17 protein-coding genes and 2 tRNA genes are annotated in these 19,272 nt (G+C 53.1%); 5 read left to right on the forward strand and 14 right to left on the reverse strand.

Annotation, left to right across the window (positions count from 1 at the left end):
• Positions 1 to 99 precede the first annotated feature (99 nt).
• Both H2508_RS06850 and H2508_RS06855 read left to right on the forward strand, forming a co-directional pair.
• Positions 100 to 1,068, forward strand: coding sequence for an IS30 family transposase (locus H2508_RS06850; protein ID WP_182168589.1), 969 nt, complete (start codon positions 100 to 102; stop codon positions 1,066 to 1,068).
• Positions 1,069 to 1,881: an FMN-binding glutamate synthase family protein gene (locus H2508_RS06855; RefSeq protein WP_328799358.1), complete on the forward strand. Its 813-nt coding sequence runs from the start codon at positions 1,069 to 1,071 to the stop codon at positions 1,879 to 1,881.
• A gap of 133 nt (positions 1,882 to 2,014) precedes the next feature.
• Here the strand turns inward: H2508_RS06855 and H2508_RS06860 are convergent, their stop codons facing one another.
• The 13 genes from H2508_RS06860 to H2508_RS06920 all read right to left on the reverse strand — a co-directional run bounded on the left by H2508_RS06860 (position 2,015) and on the right by H2508_RS06920 (position 13,988).
• Positions 2,015 to 2,668, reverse strand: a complete 654-nt coding sequence (locus tag H2508_RS06860) for a lysoplasmalogenase (RefSeq protein WP_182170920.1) — start codon at positions 2,666 to 2,668, stop codon at positions 2,015 to 2,017.
• Positions 2,669 to 2,964: 296 nt separating this feature from the next.
• Positions 2,965 to 3,041: transfer RNA gene (locus H2508_RS06865), tRNA-Pro, on the reverse strand.
• 68 nt (positions 3,042 to 3,109) lie between these two features.
• Entirely contained in the window at positions 3,110 to 3,472 is a 363-nt protein-coding gene (locus tag H2508_RS06870) for a MerR family transcriptional regulator (RefSeq protein ID WP_182170923.1), read from the reverse strand.
• Positions 3,450 to 3,755, reverse strand: coding sequence for an integration host factor subunit alpha (ihfA, locus tag H2508_RS06875; RefSeq protein WP_182170926.1), 306 nt, complete (start codon positions 3,753 to 3,755; stop codon positions 3,450 to 3,452). Before ihfA ends, H2508_RS06870 begins: the two co-directional genes overlap by 23 nt.
• Before the next feature lie 13 nt (positions 3,756 to 3,768).
• Entirely contained in the window at positions 3,769 to 6,156 is a 2,388-nt protein-coding gene (gene pheT / locus H2508_RS06880; RefSeq protein WP_182170929.1) for a phenylalanine--tRNA ligase subunit beta, read from the reverse strand.
• A gap of 26 nt (positions 6,157 to 6,182) precedes the next feature.
• Positions 6,183 to 7,196 carry a phenylalanine--tRNA ligase subunit alpha gene (gene pheS / locus H2508_RS06885; RefSeq protein ID WP_182170932.1) on the reverse strand — a complete coding sequence of 338 codons (1,014 nt, stop codon included), beginning with the start codon at positions 7,194 to 7,196 and terminating at the stop codon, positions 6,183 to 6,185.
• Positions 7,197 to 7,478: 282 nt separating this feature from the next.
• Positions 7,479 to 7,835: a 50S ribosomal protein L20 gene (rplT, locus tag H2508_RS06890; protein WP_182170935.1), complete on the reverse strand. Its 357-nt coding sequence runs from the start codon at positions 7,833 to 7,835 to the stop codon at positions 7,479 to 7,481.
• Between the two features lie 31 nt (positions 7,836 to 7,866).
• Positions 7,867 to 8,061, reverse strand: coding sequence for a 50S ribosomal protein L35 (rpmI, locus tag H2508_RS06895; protein WP_182170938.1), 195 nt, complete (start codon positions 8,059 to 8,061; stop codon positions 7,867 to 7,869).
• A gap of 58 nt (positions 8,062 to 8,119) precedes the next feature.
• Positions 8,120 to 8,662 (reverse strand): translation initiation factor IF-3, encoded by a 543-nt coding sequence (infC, locus tag H2508_RS06900; protein WP_456238869.1) that lies wholly within the window; start codon positions 8,660 to 8,662, stop codon positions 8,120 to 8,122.
• A gap of 6 nt (positions 8,663 to 8,668) precedes the next feature.
• Entirely contained in the window at positions 8,669 to 10,588 is a 1,920-nt protein-coding gene (gene thrS, locus H2508_RS06905) for a threonine--tRNA ligase (RefSeq protein WP_182170941.1), read from the reverse strand.
• A gap of 193 nt (positions 10,589 to 10,781) precedes the next feature.
• Positions 10,782 to 11,198: a hypothetical protein gene (locus H2508_RS06910; RefSeq protein WP_182170944.1), complete on the reverse strand. Its 417-nt coding sequence runs from the start codon at positions 11,196 to 11,198 to the stop codon at positions 10,782 to 10,784.
• Positions 11,195 to 11,842: a class GN sortase gene (locus tag H2508_RS06915; RefSeq protein WP_182170947.1), complete on the reverse strand. Its 648-nt coding sequence runs from the start codon at positions 11,840 to 11,842 to the stop codon at positions 11,195 to 11,197. Before H2508_RS06915 ends, H2508_RS06910 begins: the two co-directional genes overlap by 4 nt.
• Positions 11,823 to 13,988, reverse strand: a complete 2,166-nt coding sequence (locus tag H2508_RS06920; RefSeq protein WP_182170950.1) for a marine proteobacterial sortase target protein — start codon at positions 13,986 to 13,988, stop codon at positions 11,823 to 11,825. The genes H2508_RS06915 and H2508_RS06920 overlap by 20 nt, the downstream gene beginning before the upstream one ends.
• Positions 13,989 to 14,176: 188 nt before the next feature.
• Between H2508_RS06920 and pdsR the strand changes: the two genes are divergently transcribed.
• On the forward strand, positions 14,177 to 14,875 hold the full coding sequence (gene pdsR / locus H2508_RS06925) for a proteobacterial dedicated sortase system response regulator (RefSeq protein ID WP_182170953.1): 699 nt from the start codon (positions 14,177 to 14,179) through the stop codon (positions 14,873 to 14,875).
• Positions 14,872 to 17,016 carry an ATP-binding protein gene (locus tag H2508_RS06930; RefSeq protein WP_182170956.1) on the forward strand — a complete coding sequence of 715 codons (2,145 nt, stop codon included), beginning with the start codon at positions 14,872 to 14,874 and terminating at the stop codon, positions 17,014 to 17,016. The genes pdsR and H2508_RS06930 overlap by 4 nt, the downstream gene beginning before the upstream one ends.
• On the opposite strand, the gene uvrB is transcribed toward H2508_RS06930, so the two are convergent.
• Positions 16,977 to 18,995: an excinuclease ABC subunit UvrB gene (gene uvrB / locus H2508_RS06935; RefSeq protein ID WP_182170959.1), complete on the reverse strand. Its 2,019-nt coding sequence runs from the start codon at positions 18,993 to 18,995 to the stop codon at positions 16,977 to 16,979. The genes H2508_RS06930 and uvrB overlap by 40 nt on opposite strands.
• A gap of 165 nt (positions 18,996 to 19,160) precedes the next feature.
• On the opposite strand from uvrB, the gene H2508_RS06940 reads away from it, so the two are divergent.
• Positions 19,161 to 19,236 (forward strand) — tRNA-Asn (locus H2508_RS06940).
• Positions 19,237 to 19,272: the final 36 nt, after the last annotated feature.

Here is a 19,272-nt window from a genome sequence, read left to right on the forward strand (position 1 = left end):
TCCCGGATTCAACTCGTAAGTGCAACTCAATAAGTCGGAATGGAGGGCGAGCTGCGGTAGCATCTCGGCTCATCGTTCCGGCAAGAATGAGAAGCACAGATGAGACACTACGCACAGCTAACCCAAGAGCAACGATATCAAATTTACGCCCTGATGAAAGCAGGCCATAGCCAGACAGAGATCGCCAGCATCGTCGGCGTTCACAAGTCCACCGTGAGTCGGGAGATGCGGCGCAATCGCGGCCTGAAGGGCTATCGGCCCAAACAGGCTCAACAGTTAGCTCTACAGCGCCGTCAGTGCAAGGTACAGCCTCGTATTGCCCCAGGCCATTGGAGCCGGGTTGAGGAGCTGCTGTGCGAGGATTGGAGCCCTGAGCAGGTCAGTCTCTGGTTGGCACAGGAAGAGCAGATATCCATCAGCCACGAGTGGATCTACCAGTACATTCTGGAGGACAAGCGCCGGGGCGGTCAGCTACACCTCCGTCTGCGCTGCCAGAAGCCGCGGAGAAAGCGCTACGGTAGTTATGATCGCCGCGGTCAAATTCCCAATCGAGTCTCTATCGAGAAGCGACCTAGCATTGTGAGCGAACGAGCCCGCCTGGGTGATTGGGAGCTCGACACTATCATAGGCAAACATCACAAGCAGGCGATCGTTTCACTGACTGAGCGAAAATCACGGCTGGCACTTATTTCCAAGGTTTCCAGCAAAGAGGCCGAGGGTGTCAAGGACGCGGTAATTGAGCTGCTCGGGCCGCTGTCAGCTCACGTCCATACCATTACCTCGGACAATGGCAAAGAGTTCGCCTGCCATCAGATCATAGCCGAAGCGCTCGCCGCAGACTTCTACTTTGCTCATCCCTACGCTTCGTGGGAGCGCGGACTGAACGAAAACACCAACGGCTTAATCCGCCAATACTTCCCAAAGGGCAGCGACTTCACTGACATTACTGAACAGGATATTGAGCACGTCATGGAAAAACTAAACAATCGTCCGAGGAAGTGCCTTGGCATGAAAACACCGAATCAGGTATTTTTCGGCATTAACCCGCCCGTTGCACTAGCCAGTTGAATCCGGGAATTAAAAAACGTTCAGGCCTTTCATTTTAAAGGTGGCCAAGGAGCAAAAACAGGGACAGGAGGCCACCTGCCCGGCACAAAAAATGTAGGTAAAATTTCTCAAGTGCGCGGCATTCCGGAGGGACAAGCAGCAATTTCTCCTCCAACATTTACCAACTTACATACAGCTGAGGATTACAGGCAATTTGCCGATCGTGTACGTGAAATTACTGGTGGTATTCCTATTGGCTTTAAACTCAGCGCAAACCATATTGAAGCGGATATCCAGTTTGCCTTGGATGCAAGTGCCGACTACATCATTTTGGATGGTCGAGGCGGCGGCACCGGCGCAGCACCAGAGATGTTCCGCGATCACATTAGTGTTCCGACGATACCGGCCCTCGCTCGCGCTCGCCGGTACCTAGATGAGCAAGGCGTTAGTGATCAGGTAAGCCTGATTATTACCGGCGGGCTGCGCACGCCGATGGATTTTGTAAAAGCCATGGCCCTCGGGGCTGATGGTGTCGCCATCTCAAATAGTGCGATGCAAGCCATCGGCTGTGTGGCGGCGCGAATGTGCAACACGAATAATTGCCCTGCTGGCATAGCAACACAAAAAGCAGACTTGCGGCAGCGGCTAAATGTTGAAAAGTCGGCAAAGCAACTAAGTAACTTCTTAGAAGCTTCAGTTGAGCTAATGAAAGTTATGGCTAGAGCCTGCGGCCACGACTCCTTGAGCTCGTTTAATAAGAATGACCTTGCAACCTGGCATCGAGAAATGGCGCTACTCTCTGGTATAAAATTTTCAGGCTTTATGGAGCCTTAACTGCAACTCTTATAAAAAGGCCAAGCCTAGGCTTGGCCTTTTAGTCGAGCTAGCGCTAACGCTATCACTGCTCGCCTTTGCCAATCACATACCGTACTGGCTTAGCATTTAAGCCAAGCTAACTTAGTACCAATCACCCTGCAGCACTTGTTTTCTCTGTCCTAACTATGCCGGCAAGAATCAAAATCTGGGCGGAAAAATAGCTAGTTAAAATAAAGTAGCTTGATGTATCAAAGGGCAGTAAAAAGCGATTTATCGCAATGAGGGTGTCAGAAAGAATAAAAAGTACCGAGCCAATTAACACCAAAGGCGAGCCATTATAGAGAACAGCCAACAGCCCCATGCTGCCGATAACTATCATGTACATAGCAACGGGAACAGCCAACTCAGCCGCCGCCGGAAGTATTAGATAGCAAGCGCCGATCAAGAACAGCGCTATCGCAAGCAAGCCTAGCGAGCGACCACTACTGAATTTCTTCCTTGGGTAATATGCGACACAGTACAGAAGCTGCACTACAAGGAAGGCCGCTAAGCCTGCCAGAAACTCAAACTCTATGGCCGCATCAGCAAAGGCTGAAAACAATAAGGCTAAGATCATAATTGTTCTAATACGGCCCTGCAAAAACCAATAGGCAGCCAGTGCTAATACGCTACAAGGCAGCGCCTTGACCAAAAAATAAGCAGGGTACGGTAGCAATGGCAATGTGGCGATATAACTAGCTGCAAGTAGTACAGCTATTGCATAAATATGAAGCTGAGGCTTTCTAATTATTAGTCCTTTATTCATCTGAGGTACACTTTAATAGCTAGTGATCACTCTCCTTAGACTGCTGGTTGATTAAAGCACAATTGCGCTTTACTAAACCATTGGACCACTGGCAGAGATATTAGCCGCCGGTAATTGGGTAGAGCCGTAGAGCCTTTTGAATCAGGTATTAACTTAACGCTGTGGGACTTGATATGGACTTACATTACAGATATAAAAAAGCCAGCCCCCGTTAATTGGGTAGAGCCAGGAAAATGCCAAAAGCCAATGTTTCAGGGAGCCCAGGCTCTTTAAGTCGTTGTTTTTAAACGAAAATTTGGTCGGGACGGCAGGATTTGAACCTACGACCACCACACCCCCAGTGTGGTGCGCTACCAGACTGCGCTACGCCCCGAGATTTGCTGATGCTTGATCAACTCAGCGAGGGCGGCATTATACTCAATCACAGCGCCAACTCAAAGCCTATTTATCGAGTTTTAAGACCTGTAGTACGTGTTCAAGCTCTTCAATAGTTTCTTTGATCACTTCCTGTAGCTCTACCGGCGTAACATCCCCATCATCGTCGGTCATACGCTGCCGTGCACCACCAATGGTGTAGCCCTGATCGTATAGTAAACTGCGAATTTGGCGAATAGTTAGTACATCATCGCGCTGGTAGTAACGGCGATTACCGCGGCGCTTGACCGGTTTAAGTTGAGGAAACTCTTGCTCCCAATAACGCAGCACATGAGGCTTAACGGCGCAGAGCTCGCTGACTTCGCCAATGGTGAAGTAGCGCTTACCGGGAATAACCGGCAACTCGTTATTGTGGGTCGGTTCCAGCATATTCCTCTACTCGCGCTTTAAGCTTCTGGCCGGGCCGGAAGGTCACTACTCGGCGGGCAGAGATGGGGATTTCTTCACCCGTTTTGGGATTGCGACCTGGACGCTGACTTTTATCGCGCAGGTCGAAGTTGCCAAAGCCTGACAACTTGACCTGCTCGTTGTTCTCTAGGCAAATACGGATTTCCTCAAAGAAAAGCTCAACAATTTCCTTGGCTTCCCGTTTGTTGAGCCCTAGCTCTTCAAACAGGCGTTCAGCCATTTCGGATTTTGTGAGCGCGGCCATGATCGTCCGTTACCTAGTTCCTGAGTTCAGCGTTGTAATTTTTTTCCAGCGAATCAACAACTTGCTTGATGGCTAGATTGACATCATCATCGCTAAGAGTGCGTGATTGATCTCTGAATGTCAAACCAAGAGCCAGACTTTTCTGTTTAGGATCAATACCTTTGCCCTCATAGACATCAAACAGCCTTAAGTCTTTGAGGTAAGCCCCTGCGGCACTTCGAACATTCGCTAACAGCTCAGCAGCTGCTACGCTCCTATCGACCACCACGGCAAGGTCACGACGCACTTCAGGGAACTTAGACAGCTCTGTGAACTGTGGCAGTTGCGCATCCAAGACAGTCTCTAAGTCGATCTCACAAGCGAAGAGTGGCGCATTGAGGCCAAGCTCAGCCTGCACCGTAGGGTGCAGAGCACCGATATAGCCAACGTCCTGCCCCTTACGGGTGATGCGAGCAGTTTGGCCGGGGTGCATAGCTGGGTGAGTACCGGGCCTAAAATCAAAGTCTGCCGCGCTGCGAAGCAAGGCCAGCAAACTCTCTAGGTCGCCCTTAAGGTCGTAGAAATCCAAGGCCTCAGTTTTTACTGCCCAAGACTCGGCAAAGCGCTGACCGGTTGCGACCATCGCTAAGGTGGGTATCTGCTGCAGGTTTTCCAAACCCGGCTTGCTGCCCGGCACAAAGCGCAGCCCCGTCTCAAATAATCTCGCCCGTGGCTGCTGCCGCTTAGTATTACGCAACACCGCGTTGACTAGGCCTGGCAGCAAACTGCTGCGCATCACTGCCATGTCTGCCGAAATAGGGTTCGCCAGAGCTACCGGCGTCAACTCAGGATCAAAGATTTTCTGTAGCTGTGGTTCAACAAAGCTATAGGTAATAGCCTCACGATAGCCTCGGGCACTCAAGTGACGACGCAGGAAGCGCAGTGGCAGCTTTGACTCTTTATGAGCTGGCATTACTAACTCAGCGTTAATGCGAGTCACTGGCAAATTGTTGTAGCCATAAACACGCGCCAACTCTTCCAGCAGGTCAGCTTCGATACTGATATCAAAACGCCAGCTTGGCACACTACACAGCCAGCCATCCGCAGTGGATCTGACACCTAAACCAAGACCGCTAAGGATGCGCTCGACATCGCTGGCGGGGAGTTCAAAACCCAGCATCTTTTTTATGCGTGCAGCGCGCAGGCCAACATCTGGCCTCTGCGGCAACTCGGCTTCAACTACGGCTTCAGTGATCGGCCCGGCCTCACCGCCGACTATGTCGAGTAAAAGCTGCGTTGCACGCTCCATGGCATGTCTTTGCAGCTCAAAATCTACCCCCCGCTCAAAGCGGTGCGATGAATCGGTATGCAAGCCATAGCCTCGCGCCTTACCCGCAAGTAGATCTGGGGTAAAAAAGGCTGCTTCCAAAAAGATATTACGGGTTGTGTCACTGACCGAGCTGGGCTCACCGCCCATAACGCCAGCCATGGCTAGCGGTCCACTGTGATCGGCAATCACTAGCGTGTCGCTGTTAAGTTCTACCTTCTGCCCATCGAGCAACTCTAGGGATTCACCTTGCTTAGCGCAGCGCACTACAATGCCACCCTGCAGCTTATCTAGGTCAAAGGCGTGCATAGGCTGACCAAGCTCTAGCAACACGTAGTTGGTGACATCTACTGCAGCATCGATACTGCGCACACCGCAACGACGCAGCTTTTCTTGCATCCATAGCGGACTTGGCTGGCTTAGATCTACACCCCGAATAACGCGACCGAGATAACGCGGGCAGCGATCAGCGTCGAGCAGCTCCACACTTAGCTCGTCTTTAATCGATGCATTCACTTTATCAAAGCTGGGCGCTGTCACGGCTATTTGGTTTAACAGCCCCACTTCACGCGCTATACCGCTGATTCCCAGGCAGTCCGCTCGGTTTGGGGTCAAACCAATTTCAATTAAGTTATCATCTAGCTGCAGGTACTCGCGGATATCTGCACCCACGGGGGCATCTGCGGGCAACTCCATCAAGCCATCAGAAGCTTCCGATAAGCCCAGCTCCTGCTCGGCACACAACATGCCGAAGGATTCCACGCCGCGCAACTTGGCCTTTTTAATTTTAAAGTCGCCGGGTAATACCGCAGCGACTTTGGCCAGAGGCGCTTTTAATCCAGCGCGAGCGTTAGGCGCTCCGCAGACAATCTGTACAGTTTCATCACCCGCATTGACTTGGCAGACGCGCAATTTATCCGCGTCCGGGTGCTGCTCGGCACTGATGATTTCCGCTACCACCACGCCATTAAATTTCCCAGCTACTGGCTCAATCGCATCGACTTCGAGCCCGGCCATAGTAATTTGGTGGGCCAGCTCTTCTGTTGTCAGCTCAGGGTTCACCCATTCCCGCAGCCACTGTTCACTAATATTCATTCAAATACTCTCCGTGGTCTGGGGACTTAAAACTGTTCAAGGAAACGCAAGTCGTTATCGAAAAACAGACGCAGATCATTCACGCCGTAACGCAGCATGGCGAGACGCTCCACCCCCATACCAAATGCAAAACCAGAATACTTCTCTGGGTCAATCTTCGAGTGCTCAAACACCCTTGGGTGTACCATGCCGCAGCCCATCACTTCGAGCCAACCTGTTTGACTGCAGACGCGGCAGCCTTCACCGGCGCAGTTAACGCACTGGATATCGACCTCAGCAGAGGGCTCAGTAAAGGGAAAATAAGACGGGCGAAAACGCACCTGCAGCTCTTTTTCAAAGAACACGCGTAAAAACTCTTCTACCACTCCTTTAAGATCAGCAAAGCTGGAGTGGTCATCGATCAACAAGCCTTCCACTTGGTGGAACATCGGTGTGTGGGTCAGGTCCGAATCACAGCGATAGACACGCCCCGGGCAAATCACCCGCAGTGGTGGCTCCTCTGTCTCCATAACTCGCACCTGCACCGGCGAGGTATGGGTGCGCAATACTGTTGTTTCATCAACATAGAAGGTGTCGTGCATCGCACGCGCGGGGTGATGCGCGGGGATATTGAGGGCCTCAAAGTTATGATAGTCATCTTCGATTTCAGGACCTTCAACTACATCAAAACCAATGCCGGAAAAGAAGTCCTCGATGCGCTCGATGGTACGCGTCACCGGATGTATTCCGCCGGTGCTCTGCCCGCGACCAGGTAAACTTACGTCGATGGTCTCAGCCGCCAGCTTAGCTTCCACAGCGGCTGATTCGAGTGCCTGCTTGCGCTCGCCAATCAGCGCCTGTAGCTCTTGTTTGACTACGTTAATCTGTGCACCAGCCGCCGGCCGCTCTTCGGCAGACAGCTTGCCAAGACCTTTTAGCAAGGCAGTAATTTGGCCTTTTTTACCTAGGTAGTCCACACGCAGCTGTTCCAGTGTGGCCCCATCATCGGCTGCTTCAATTTTCGATCTGGCTTCTTGCGCCAGTGGTTCGAGGTTTTCCATTGGGTATATCTCGAGTGTAGTTTGTATGAATAGCTCTAATCTATCTCGCAGCGCACAGCACAGTGGCTTGGCTGGTCAAGCGAGCTGCAAGTGCAATCAACACAGTAATTTCAATACTCCAAGCTTGGCATATTTCCGCCCGAGCACTTAACAAGTGCTCTCACTGACGAAGCACAGAGCAGGCAATAAAAAAGGGAAAGAGCATCGCCCTTTCCCTTTTTGTCTTACAGTGTAGCCAGCGAACCGTGCAGCTGATCTCAGCTGCAACAGTTAGGGATGGGCTTAGGCCAACGCGGCCTTCGCTTGCTCCACAATCGCTGCAAAAGCCGGCTTATCATGAACTGCCAGATCAGACAGAACACGACGGTCCAAATCGATATTGGCTTTCTTCAGACCATTGATCAAACGGCTGTAGCTCAGGCCATTAGCACGTGACTGGGCATTGATACGCGTGATCCACAGCGCGCGGAACTGACGCTTACGCTGACGACGGTCACGGTATGCATACTGGCCAGCCTTAGTAACAGCTTGCTTAGCAACACGGAACACACGGCTGCGGGCGCCATAGTAGCCCTTAGCCTGCTTTAAAATTTTCTTGTGACGACGATGCGCCACCACACCACGTTTTACGCGGGCCATAGTCTTCTCCTAATCTCGAATGGTTAAGCGATTAACGCGCCCGCAGAAGGCGGTCGACAAGCACTTTATCGTGGGCATGAACCATTGAGGTTCCACGCAACTGGCGCTTACGCTTGGTTGTCATCTTGGTCAGGATGTGGCTTTTGTTAGCGCTTTTGCGCTTGTAACCACCAGCAGTTTTCTTGAAACGCTTGGCAGCCCCGCTGTGAATTTTTGCTTTAGGCATAGTCAGATACTCCGCATTGCACAATTAATAAAACGAAGAGAAAAGGCATTCACGGGCCCTAACCCTTCTTCTTGGGGGCGATTACCATAGTGAGTTGTCGACCTTCCATTTTTGGAAATTGCTCGACTGAACCCCACTCGGCCAGATCGGCTTCTACTCGTTTGAGTAAGTCCATGCCGAGTTCCTGGTGAGCCATTTCACGACCGCGAAAACGCAGTGTGACTTTGGCCTTATCGCCTTGCTCGAGGAAACGTACCAGGTTGCGTAGTTTTACCTGGTAGTCACCGGCGTCCGTCCCTGGACGAAATTTCATTTCTTTAACTTGTGTTCGCTTCTGCTTCTTCTTCTGAGCATTCTTTTGTTTCTTGGCTTCGAACACATGCTTACCGTAATCCATCACCTTGCAGACTGCAGGGTCAGAATCAGCGATTAATACGAGATCCATATTTGCCGCTTCTGCGGCCGCCAAGGCCTCGCTCAAGGGCACAATGCCTACCTGCTCGCCTTCGGCGCCGACTAGGCGTACGGGATCAAAGGTAATTTGTTCATTGATTAGGGCTTTCTTAGAGCCGCCTTTGCCACTATCTTTCTTAATGCTAATTCTCCATTACATAGCAAGACGGCCGCGTCGCGCCACATCGTCAGTCAGGTGCGTTTCAAACGCTTGGAGATCCATCGACCCCAGATCCTCACCACGACGAGCCCGCACGGCCACGGTCTGTGTTTCTACTTCTTTGTCCCCTACCACTAAGAGGTAGGGAACCTTCTGAATTGTGTGCTCTCGGATTTTAAAGCCGATCTTTTCATTTCTCAAGTCTGAAATGACCCGAAAGCCCTTGTTTTTCAAGGAATCTTCCACCTTTTTGGCGTATTCGGCATGTTTGTCGGTAATATTCAACACAACTGCTTGTGTTGGCGCCAACCAAGTGGGGAATACTCCTTCGTAGTGCTCGATCAAAATACCGATAAAACGTTCGAACGAACCTAGTATCGCACGGTGCAACATAACTGGCACTTTGCGCGAGCCATCTTCGGCAACGTACTGTGCGTCGAGGCGATTTGGCATAGAGAAATCCACTTGAATGGTTCCCAACTGCCACACCCTGCCAATGCAATCTTTTAGCGAAAACTCAATCTTCGGACCGTAGAAGGCGCCCTCTCCGGGCAACTCCTGCCATGGGAGGCCATGGGCATCAAGCGCTTCAGCCAAAGCTTTTTCTGCGCGATCCCAATCCGAATCTGAGCCCACACGCTGCTCAGGTCTTGTGGATAGGCGATAAATGACTTCGGTGAAGCCAAAGTCTTCGTAGACGCCGTGGAGGAAATCAATAAAGCTCGCCACTTCTGACTGAATCTGCTCTTCGGTACAAAAGATGTGCGCATCATCCTGAGTGAAGCCTCGCACCCGCATGATACCGTGTAGCGAACCAGAAGGCTCATTGCGGTGGCAGCTGCCAAACTCAGCCAAACGCAGAGGCAGGTCGCGGTAGGACTTAAGACCCTGGTTAAACACCTGCACATGGCAGGGGCAGTTCATTGGCTTGACCGCAAAATCCCGCTCGTCGCTCTTGAGCATGAACATGTCATCGCTGAACTTATCGGCATGACCAGACCTTTCCCACAGCGACAAATCCACCAGCTGCGGGGTTTTGATTTCCTGGTATCCATGCTCAATTTGCGCCTTGCGCATGTACTGCTCAATGGCCTGATAGATTGTCCAGCCAGCAGGGTGCCAGAACACCATACCCGGAGCCTCTTCCTGGATATGAAACAGGTCTAGCTTTTTACCCAACTTACGGTGGTCGCGCTTTTCAGCTTCGGCAATACGGTTTAAATGCTGCTTGAGCTGCTTTTTGTTCGCCCAAGCCGTACCGTAGATGCGCTGCAGCATCTCGTTGTTAGAGTCTCCGCGCCAGTAAGCACCAGCTACTTTAGTCAGCTTGAAGGCTTTCAGCTTGCCAGTGCTGGGCACATGGGGGCCTCGGCACAGGTCCATCCACGGACCCTGCTGATAAATTGACAGCTCTTCACCCTCAGGCAAGGCTTCAATAATTTGTACTTTATAGTGCTCGCCCATATTGCGGAACAGCTCTACAGCCCGCTCTCGACTCATCACCACGCGCTCTACAGGGAGGTCTGCCGCGGCAATCTCCTCCATACGCTGCTCGATCCTTTCCAGATCTTCAGGTGTAAAACTATGGCCAGTGGCAAAATCGTAATAAAAGCCATCATCGATAACAGGACCAATGGTCACCTGGGTACCGGGGAACAACTCTTGAGTCGCCATCGCCAGCAGGTGGGCGGTGGAGTGACGAATGACTTCCAAGCCAGCATCATCACGCTCAGTAATGATTGCTAGCTCGGCATCCTCTTCAATAAGGTATGAGGTATCCACTTCACGGCCATTGACCACGCCGGCAAGGGCTGCTTTAGCAAGACCCGGGCCGATATCAGCGGCCACAGCGTGAACGGTGACTGGAGCGTCAAATGTACGTTGGCTACCGTCTGGCAGTGTAATAACAGGCATGAGCTTTCCTTTATCCAGTGGTGACCCCTACAAAAGGCCACGTGAGTCAGCTTCAATCAGAGATCGGGGGCTGAGCTACCTTATCCCGAACCGAGATAAACGAGGGCGCGCATGGTAGCACAGTCGATAGTTACTGGGAATTCCCGCCGTCTGGAGCAGCCCTATAAGCCAGCAAACACCATCAGCTAGAATACTAGCCCATTAAAGCGGCCAGCGGCGCCGCCGCTCTTGGCAGATGAAAGTGCTGCGACTCCCTAAATGAGGCCACCAACTTAACATCAGAGACCAGATGCGCCTGTACTCGCGGCAAGTCCACTACTGGGACTCGATACTCTAGGTGCTCATCATAGGCCACGGTTTCTAGTTTGTACTGATCCAGCACTCGGCGCGGCAAGTGTAAACGCACCACGAAGCCGGCGCCGTGCACTGGCAACAAGCGCCGCCTCGCGACCATCTCGGCGTAATGCTGTTGCAACTTGAGATAGCAAAAGCGCTCGCCATCCCGGCCCGATTCAATCCGGCGCCAACAACCGCGACGCAAGGCGCTGAACTGCTCGGGGCACAGCGCTTGATAAACCACTAAATTATCAAATTGTACGAAAGCGTTCATAGCTCTAAGACTCCATTGTTGACAGCAGCACGGCGCTCTAGCTCGGTATTAACAAAGGCTCCCGGCTCCGCCCGCACCACATAGCGCAAGGGCCCACCGGCACGCAGCGCATCGAAAGGAAAGCAAGTCACCAGCTCGAGTTGGGCAGGACCAAACTGCGCCGGCGCCTCAACAACATCGCGCGAGTCCACCACTTCTGCCCCTGCGACTCGGTAACGCAACATGCGCCCATCTGGCAGCTCAAGCTGCAGGGTCATGGCTGGCTGCAAGTGCTGCAGAAAACGAAAATGAGTATCACGGTGCCCAGCAATGACTGCGGTGCCAGGCTCACCGGGGCTCCTACCTGCGGCATCCAAGCCGGGGCCAAAGGCCAGCGCATTACCACTCGCACCAGCCAGTACGAATTGATCGATACCCAGGGCGGGCACCTGTAAGCGAGCTACCGGCCAAGTATCTGCCCAAGGCCAGGGCTTATGAGATCGCCCACCATCAGCCAAGGTTAACTGCCAGGCACGCTCCATCAATACCGGTGCCAAAGCCGCTTTACTGTAAACCAGTGCTGCACTTAATAGCTGCTGAACTGCCACAACTAGCGCCACCACCAGCAGCCAGTGACGAGGTTGCTCAAGAATCCTTCGAAACATGATCTTCCTCCGGGCGGCGCATGACATAAATTAGCAGGGCAATAAACAGTGCAAAGCAACCTAAGAAGGCATTGGCTGGACCAGTCGTTGCTGTATTGGGGTAGGCATAGGGCTGTGCACCTTGACCTCGGGGCCGGGTGTTAGGGAGCGCATTTGAGCGAAGTGGCGCATTGACGTCTCTAGAGATCTTTTCTTCAATGGCCACAAAACTGGTATAGGGGCTCAGGAGCTGGTGAGTCAGCGCCACGTCCAGCACAGCAGGGCGAATGTCTTCTTCTGATGCTGATATGGCAAGCTGGCTTAGCAAAGAGGCAATTTTGCGCTTAGCCCATAAGCTCGCCACACCGGGCTGCTCAGCACCCCCTGGCTGAGGCGCCAGAGCAATGCGCTGCTGCCAAAACTTACCTGCCAACTGTCCACTGACAAGCAGCTCTCCCGCAGGTAAGGCATCCCCGAAATGTACGCTCTGCAGTAATGGCTCGCCGCGATATAAGTCTGCCACCCGACTAGGCCAGGCTTCTACCTGCTGCGGCCACGACACGGACAAGTCTGCCGCCAGTGGCGCTGCAATACGCTCAAACAACTGCCCCATCTGCGCCGACACTTGGTCGATTTTACTAACTTGAACACTAAAGCCCCGCCCCGCATCTGCCGCACCTTGCATGAACCACTGGTTTGGCGCAGAGCCAATACCTACGGTAAATAAGCGACTGTGACCAAGCTGTGCTTGAATAGCATCAAACAGTTCCTGCTCGTTGGCCACTGCACCATCGGTAATAAAAATCACCTGCCGTAAACGCTGCGCCCCTTGCTCTTCCTTGCTCGACTCATTGCGGAAGGCTCGCTCTAGGGCTGGCAGCATTTCTGTGCCGCCGCCGGCGTAGAGGTGTCGTACAAACTCTGATGCTTGTGCCACATAGTGCCGATTAGCCGGCATAGCTTGATTGAATAAAGCTCGAGTATCGCTGTCGAAGGCAATTACGTTGAAATAGTCCTGTGGGCGCAATTGAGCCAAAGCCAGCTTTAGGCTTTGCCTTGCTTGCTCAATAGGCTCCCCGGCCATTGAGCCCGAGGTATCAATGACGAAAATCTGCTCACGTGGCAGTATCTCATCCTCTTGAACCAAAGCGGGCGGTACCACCATCAATAGGCCGTAATACTGTCCAGCAACCTGCTCAGTAAAAAACGCCGCCTGCGGGGCTGCGCCGGTGACTGGACGCCAGCGCAACTCAAAGTCGCGATCCATTTCACTGATGCCATTAAGCAATGTCAGCTGATAGCGGTCACCGCGGCGCGATAAGGCCATCTCATGGTATAGAGCCTGCACCTCCGCCAAGGGCATGCCAGCATCTAAGTCCACATCAATGCTCATTGGGTTAAGTGGCGCAAAATCAGAGCCGGTTTGGGGATAGAGTAGCGGCGTCACCGCATCGGCGTCTGGAACCCGAATAGTTGGCTTTGCCCAACCCAGGTACTGATCTACCGACAGGCTCGCTGCTTGAGCCCCAGTCTGATCCTCTAGCCCTCTTAGCGCACTGACACCAGGAATGTAACGCGGCGTTAGAGTAGTCGGGATACGCAGTGCAAACTCACCATCAACATAGCTCGCTGGCTGCACATACTCCAGGCGCACGGTCACCTGCTCACCGGGCGCGATATTGGCAATGCGGTTAGTAAATAAGTTGGCTCGTTGCTGCTCTACCAATGCGGCCTTTTTGCCAGCTACCCGAGCCTCTTGATAGAGCTTCTTGGCTTGCTGACGCTCTCGTACCTTACCAAGCACACGCCGCTCTCCCACTTGCATTTCAAGCTGGCGCACAGCTGCCTCTGGGGGCAAAGGGAAGCTGTAAATCCCCTCTTGCCAGCTATCGGTGCTGTTCTCAAAGCGCTGCTCTAGCTGAACCACCGCGACCATGCCGGCTATTGTCACACTCAGCTTGCTGTGCTGAGTGAGCGCCGCCTGATAGCTGTCACTGCCATCACTGTGCCATTGCATATGACCAGCCCCAATCTCTGCCGCCGGCACCGCTCGGGCTGGGCTGGCAGAGATTACCAGCAGGGCCAAAACCGCCCCGATCAAAGTGGGCAGTGCAGGCAAGACAAACCAATAGGCACCCGCTGGCCTCTGCCAAGTTGTGTTATCCATGTATTCAGCCACTGCTATCATCCCCTTGTTGTTGGTTTATGAGGATTACAGCAGGGCAATCTGGCAACACCATGCAGCGAAAGTGTTAAAGCAGTGATCAATTGTGGCGAATTATGGCAGCCGCTTGAGCTACTCAAAGCTTTCTGAAACTATGTTGTCGCCAGCCAAAGACTGTTATCGGAAAACAAATGTCCCAACATATCGCCATTGTCGAAGATGAAGCCGCGCTAGCCGCGAATTATCGCGATGCTCTTGAACGACAGGGTTTCAGCGTGGCAATTTACGACAACCGTCGCGCCGCTACTCAGGCCTTTGAACAACAATTACCTGATCTGGCCATTATTGATGTGGGCTTGGGCGATGATATTGAGGGAGGTTTTGAACTGTGTCGCGACTTGCGTAGCCGAGCACCAGAGCTGCCCATTGTGTTCCTTACCGCACGCGATTCTGAATTAGACATTATCTCAGGTCTGCGACTTGGCGCAGATGACTACCTGACTAAAGACATCAGCCAAGCCCACATGCTGGCCCGAATCGTGGCACTGCTGCGTCGAGTTAAAGCGCTGCGCGCTCCCGAGGCCAGTGAACATATGATTGAACGGGGCCCGCTGACACTGAACTTGGAGCGCATGACCGCCTTTTGGCAAGGACAGGCCATTGACCTGACGGTCACCGAACTGTGGATAGTGCACGCGCTGGCACGCCACGCAGGGCATGTTAAAAACCGGCAACAGCTAATGGATGCCGCTAATGTCGTGCTCGATGACAACAGTATCACCTCCCATATCAAGCGTATTCGACGCAAATTTCAAGCCGTTGACCCAAACTTTAACGCAGTCGAAACAGCTTACGGCATGGGCTACCGCTGGGCAGGCCACAGCCAGTGAACCTGCGCCGGCAACTGATACTAGTCAGCCTGCTTCTGCTGGCACTGCCTTGGGCTGGCTGTCAGTTTGTGCGTGAAATTGAAAGCACTCTGCGCCAAGGTCAAGCTCAGGCGCTGCAAGCTACCGCCCAAGCAATCGCCGCCAGCTTTGCTGATAAAGCTGACCTGCTCTATCCCTACCCAGAGCGCCTCAATGCAGTGCCTGACCCCAGCCACTCACTTTACGCTCGCGTAGCGCCGGCTCCTATTTTGGTAGATGGCTATGCCGATGGCTGGCCTGAGCAATGGTCAGGCAGATTTGACCACAGCACTGCCGACAACAGCATTGCCTTCAATTACCAAGCGGCAACCCGCAATGAGCAACTTTATTTGCTGCTGCAGGTAGAGGACTCAGAACTGGTCTACGACAACCCCGGCCTGTCTCCTGAGCCCAATGGTGACCGCCTGCTATTGCGCACCTGGCTCGACGGCAAACGCCAAGAATATGTTATTGCCACTGCGGCACCAGGCAGTGTCCGCGCTCGCTACGCCGGCCGCCGTCACCCACAGGCGCAGGCCAGTCGTATTCGGGGTTACTGGCAAGACACCAGCCAAGGCTACACTTTGGAACTGGAGATGCCCCTGGCCATGACTGGCGGCCGCCTCGGCCTGCAAGTGATCAATATCAGCCCCAGCCAATCGGGACAAAGCCTAAGCGCCGGCAATATCAGCACCCTGGATCAAGCCCCGCCGCCCTGGCTGATATTTTCTCCCGAGCCGCTGCGCCGCGCGCTAGAACCTTTTCAGAACGCGGGCCGCAATGTCAGTTTATTTGATACCACTGGCTGGAAAATCGCTGGCTTTAACACTGAGGACGAAGTGCCCAGTCGAATTCAGCAGACAGTGAGCCAAGAGCGTCCATTCTGGCTATTGCGCTTACTCTACCGCCGCATTCTGACCCAGAGCGACTTAAGCATACTGCCACGCGCTGGCGCTGATGGGCGCCTGCAAAGCCCTGAATTAAGCCGCGCCCTAGAAGGGCAACCAGACGTCTACTGGTATCGCGACTCTTCCAATACCCGTCGTACGAGCCTCTCTGCTGCCGCGCCAATCGAGGCCGATGGCAGAGTCATTGGCGCCGTACTCGTACGTCAAAGTAGCGAAGAATACTTATCCCTGACCGATCAAGCCTTCAGCCGCTTACTAGCCTATAGCTTGCTGGCCATCGCCGTGGCCGCACTGGGGCTACTGGCCTACGCGAGCATCTTATCCTGGCGCATCGGTCGCCTGAGTCGCGCCGCGAGCAATGTTGTGCGCAAAGGCAAGATTGTGATGGACGACTTCCCTCACAGCCGCGCCCGGGACGAAGTGGGTGAACTCTCCCGCCGCTACGCCAGCTTACTTGTGGAGCTGCAAAGATATAACGAATACCTGCGAACCTTAAGCCGCAAGCTTTCCCACGAATTGCGTACCCCGCTCGCTGTCATCCAATCGTCTCTGGACAACTTAGAGCATGAGCTAACAAGTGATCAAAGTGCTGTTTATATCGATCGCGCGCGCGGCGGCCTGGGTCGTTTAAATCGCATTCTCACAGCGATGACAGAGGCTAGCCATGTTGAGGACAGCGTGCGCGGCGAAGCTCTCGCAGCACTAGATTTAGTGCCCTTACTGAATGAAGTTTTGCCAGCATACCAAGGAGCCTACCCAGAGCAGCAACTGAGCTTAAAGTTCGAGCCTGAGCAGGCCTGGATACTCGCCTCAGCTGATCTGCTAGTACAGGCACTGGATAAATTGATTGATAACGCCGCTTCATTTTGCCCTGAGGATGGCCATATCATCATCGGACTGAGCGCCAGTGAACAGCACTGGAAGCTCAGCGTCAGTAACGATGGCCCAACACTACCGGCTGCTATGCAGAGGCAACTATTTGAAGCCATGGTGTCAATGCGCACAAGCTCAACTAGCAAGAGCGGCGTGCATCTCGGTTTAGGGCTATATATCGTCAAATTAATTGTCGACTACTTCGGCGGCGAAGTGCGCGCTGACAACCGCAAAGATGAGTCTGGTGTTGTAGTGCAGCTAATGCTGCCAAAAAACGAACCCCCTGCTAACTCAACTAGCCCTCAGCTAATAAAGGCCAGCTGCTTGATCTCGGCCACCTGATCGCGCAGTGCCGCAGCTGCTTCGAACTCCAGGTTTTTAGCGTGCTCCAGCATCTGGTTTTCCAGCTGCTGCAGCTTGCGAGCCAGCGCTGCCGGAGAGAGCTTGAGCAGATCGGTACTATAAGCCAATGATTCCTCTGCCACCTTCTGGCTTTTAGTTTTCGCCCGAGTGGGCATTCGGCGCGCGCCCTCCATAATGTCTTGTACCGACTTCATCACACCTTTAGGCGTAATGCCGTGCTCTAAGTTATACGCTAGTTGCTTTTCTCTTCGGCGAGCAGTTTCCGCCATGGCTCGCTCCATGGAACCAGTCATCTTATCGGCATAGAGTATCGCTCGACCGTTGAGGTTTCGGGCTGCCCGACCAATGGTCTGAATAATCGATCGGTCAGAGCGTAAAAAGCCTTCCTTGTCGGCATCTAAAATAGCCACCAACGAGACCTCGGGCATATCAAGGCCCTCACGCAGCAAGTTAATGCCAACCAGCACATCAAACTCACCCAAGCGCAGGTCGCGGATAATTTCGACCCGCTCTACAGTATCGATATCCGAATGCAGATAGCGCACACGCACATCGTGCTCGGCCAAATACTCAGTCAAATCTTCCGACATGCGCTTGGTTAAAGTGGTCACCAAAACCCGATCACCCTGGCTCACTACCAAGCGGATTTCCTCTAGCAGATCGTCCACCTGAGTGCTTGCCGGACGCACCTCAACCGGTGGATCGACCAAGCCCGTTGGCCGCACCACCTGCTCCACTGTGCGACCAGCATGCTCCAGCTCATAGGGACCTGGTGTTGCCGAGACAAACAATGCCTGCGGAATAAGTCGCTCCCACTCTTCGAAGCGCAAGGGCCGGTTATCCAGCGCTGATGGCAAACGAAAACCATATTCAACCAGCGTTTCCTTACGTGAGCGGTCACCGCGATACATAGCGCCTATTTGAGGAATACTGGCATGTGACTCATCGACAATCACCAGTGCGTTATCCGGCAGATACTCGAACAGTGTTGGCGGCGGCTCACCGGGGCCACGGCCGGACAAATAGCGCGAGTAGTTCTCCACGCCGTTGCAGTAGCCCAGCTCGCGAATCATCTCCATATCGTACTGAGTCCGCTGCGCCAATCGCTGCGCCTCCACCAACTTATCGTTTTCTTTGAGCTGCTTTAGGCGCTGCTCCAGCTCTGCCTCAATCTTAGTGACCGCATTGAGCATCACATTGCGCGGCGTGACATAGTGACTCTTAGGGAAGATGGTTATGCGCGGCACCTTGCTCTCTACCGCGCCAGTCAGCGGGTCGAACAAAGTGATATTGTCGATCTCTTCATCGAACAACTCGATGCGCACCGCCTCCTGCTCAGAATCTGCCGGAAAAATATCGATCACATCACCGCGAACTCGGTAAGTGCCACGCTGAAAGTCGATATCGTTGCGGGTGTATTGCAGCTCCGCCAACTGCCGGAGCACACTGCGTTGATCGATAATTTCGCCACGGGACAGATGCATTACCATCTTAAAGTAGGACTTGGGGTCACCTAGGCCGTAAATAGCCGACACAGTAGCAACCACCAGTACATCTTCACGCTCCATCAAAGCCTTAGTGGCCGAGAGACGCATCTGCTCAATGTGCTCGTTTACCGATGCATCTTTCTCAATAAAGGTATCCGAGGACGGGACATAGGCTTCCGGCTGATAGTAATCGTAATAGGAGACAAAATACTCCACGGCGTTATCGGGGAAGTATTCTTTAAATTCGCCATATAGCTGCGCAGCAAGGGTCTTGTTATGCGCCATCACGATGGTGGGTCGCTGCAGTTGCTCCACCACATGCGCCATAGTGAAAGTTTTACCCGAGCCAGTCACACCCAGCAGGATCTGCGAGGCGAGGCCCGCATTAACGCCCTCCACCAGCTGAGTAATAGCCTTGGGCTGGTCCCCAGCGGGCGAGTATGAAGAGTGCACTTTAAAGGCTTTGGACATAAGCCGATCGGCCCCACAAGCAAAAAATTGACCTTAATTATCTTCTACATAGGGATAAATTGCAGCCGCAGAGGCTTATTTCAAAGAAAGTGAGATAAAAGATGCAAAGGGTGTTGACCAAGTGCCTGTCCATCATTAATATACGCGCCCACTGGTTAACGCCATTCCGCCTTAGCTCAGTTGGTAGAGCAATTGACTGTTAATCAATGGGTCGCTGGTTCGAGCCCAGCAGGCGGAGCCAAATATAGAAAGGGGTAGCAGCAATGCTACCCATTTT

The sequence above is a fragment of the Sediminihaliea albiluteola genome (assembly GCF_014077625.1).
Classification (GTDB): domain Bacteria; phylum Pseudomonadota; class Gammaproteobacteria; order Pseudomonadales; family Halieaceae; genus Sediminihaliea; species Sediminihaliea albiluteola.

Bases quoted from the DNA above. Each gene is read 5' to 3' on its own strand.
- H2508_RS06910 (WP_182170944.1), bottom strand. From the start codon at position 11,198: ATGAACGCTTTCGTACAATTTGATAATTTAGTGGTTTATCAAGCGCTG.
- H2508_RS06860 (WP_182170920.1), bottom strand. From the start codon at position 2,668: ATGAATAAAGGACTAATAATTAGAAAGCCTCAGCTTCATATTTATGCA.
- uvrB (WP_182170959.1), bottom strand. From the start codon at position 18,995: ATGTCCAAAGCCTTTAAAGTGCACTCTTCATACTCGCCCGCTGGGGAC.
- H2508_RS06850 (WP_182168589.1), top strand. From the start codon at position 100: ATGAGACACTACGCACAGCTAACCCAAGAGCAACGATATCAAATTTAC.
- H2508_RS06870 (WP_182170923.1), bottom strand. From the start codon at position 3,472: ATGCTGGAACCGACCCACAATAACGAGTTGCCGGTTATTCCCGGTAAG.
- pheS (WP_182170932.1), bottom strand. From the start codon at position 7,196: ATGGAAAACCTCGAACCACTGGCGCAAGAAGCCAGATCGAAAATTGAA.
- ihfA (WP_182170926.1), bottom strand. From the start codon at position 3,755: ATGGCCGCGCTCACAAAATCCGAAATGGCTGAACGCCTGTTTGAAGAG.
- rplT (WP_182170935.1), bottom strand. From the start codon at position 7,835: ATGGCCCGCGTAAAACGTGGTGTGGTGGCGCATCGTCGTCACAAGAAA.
- H2508_RS06920 (WP_182170950.1), bottom strand. From the start codon at position 13,988: ATGGATAACACAACTTGGCAGAGGCCAGCGGGTGCCTATTGGTTTGTC.
- pheT (WP_182170929.1), bottom strand. From the start codon at position 6,156: ATGAATATTAGTGAACAGTGGCTGCGGGAATGGGTGAACCCTGAGCTG.
- thrS (WP_182170941.1), bottom strand. From the start codon at position 10,588: ATGCCTGTTATTACACTGCCAGACGGTAGCCAACGTACATTTGACGCT.
- rpmI (WP_182170938.1), bottom strand. From the start codon at position 8,061: ATGCCTAAAGCAAAAATTCACAGCGGGGCTGCCAAGCGTTTCAAGAAA.
- pdsR (WP_182170953.1), top strand. From the start codon at position 14,177: ATGTCCCAACATATCGCCATTGTCGAAGATGAAGCCGCGCTAGCCGCG.
- H2508_RS06915 (WP_182170947.1), bottom strand. From the start codon at position 11,842: ATGTTTCGAAGGATTCTTGAGCAACCTCGTCACTGGCTGCTGGTGGTG.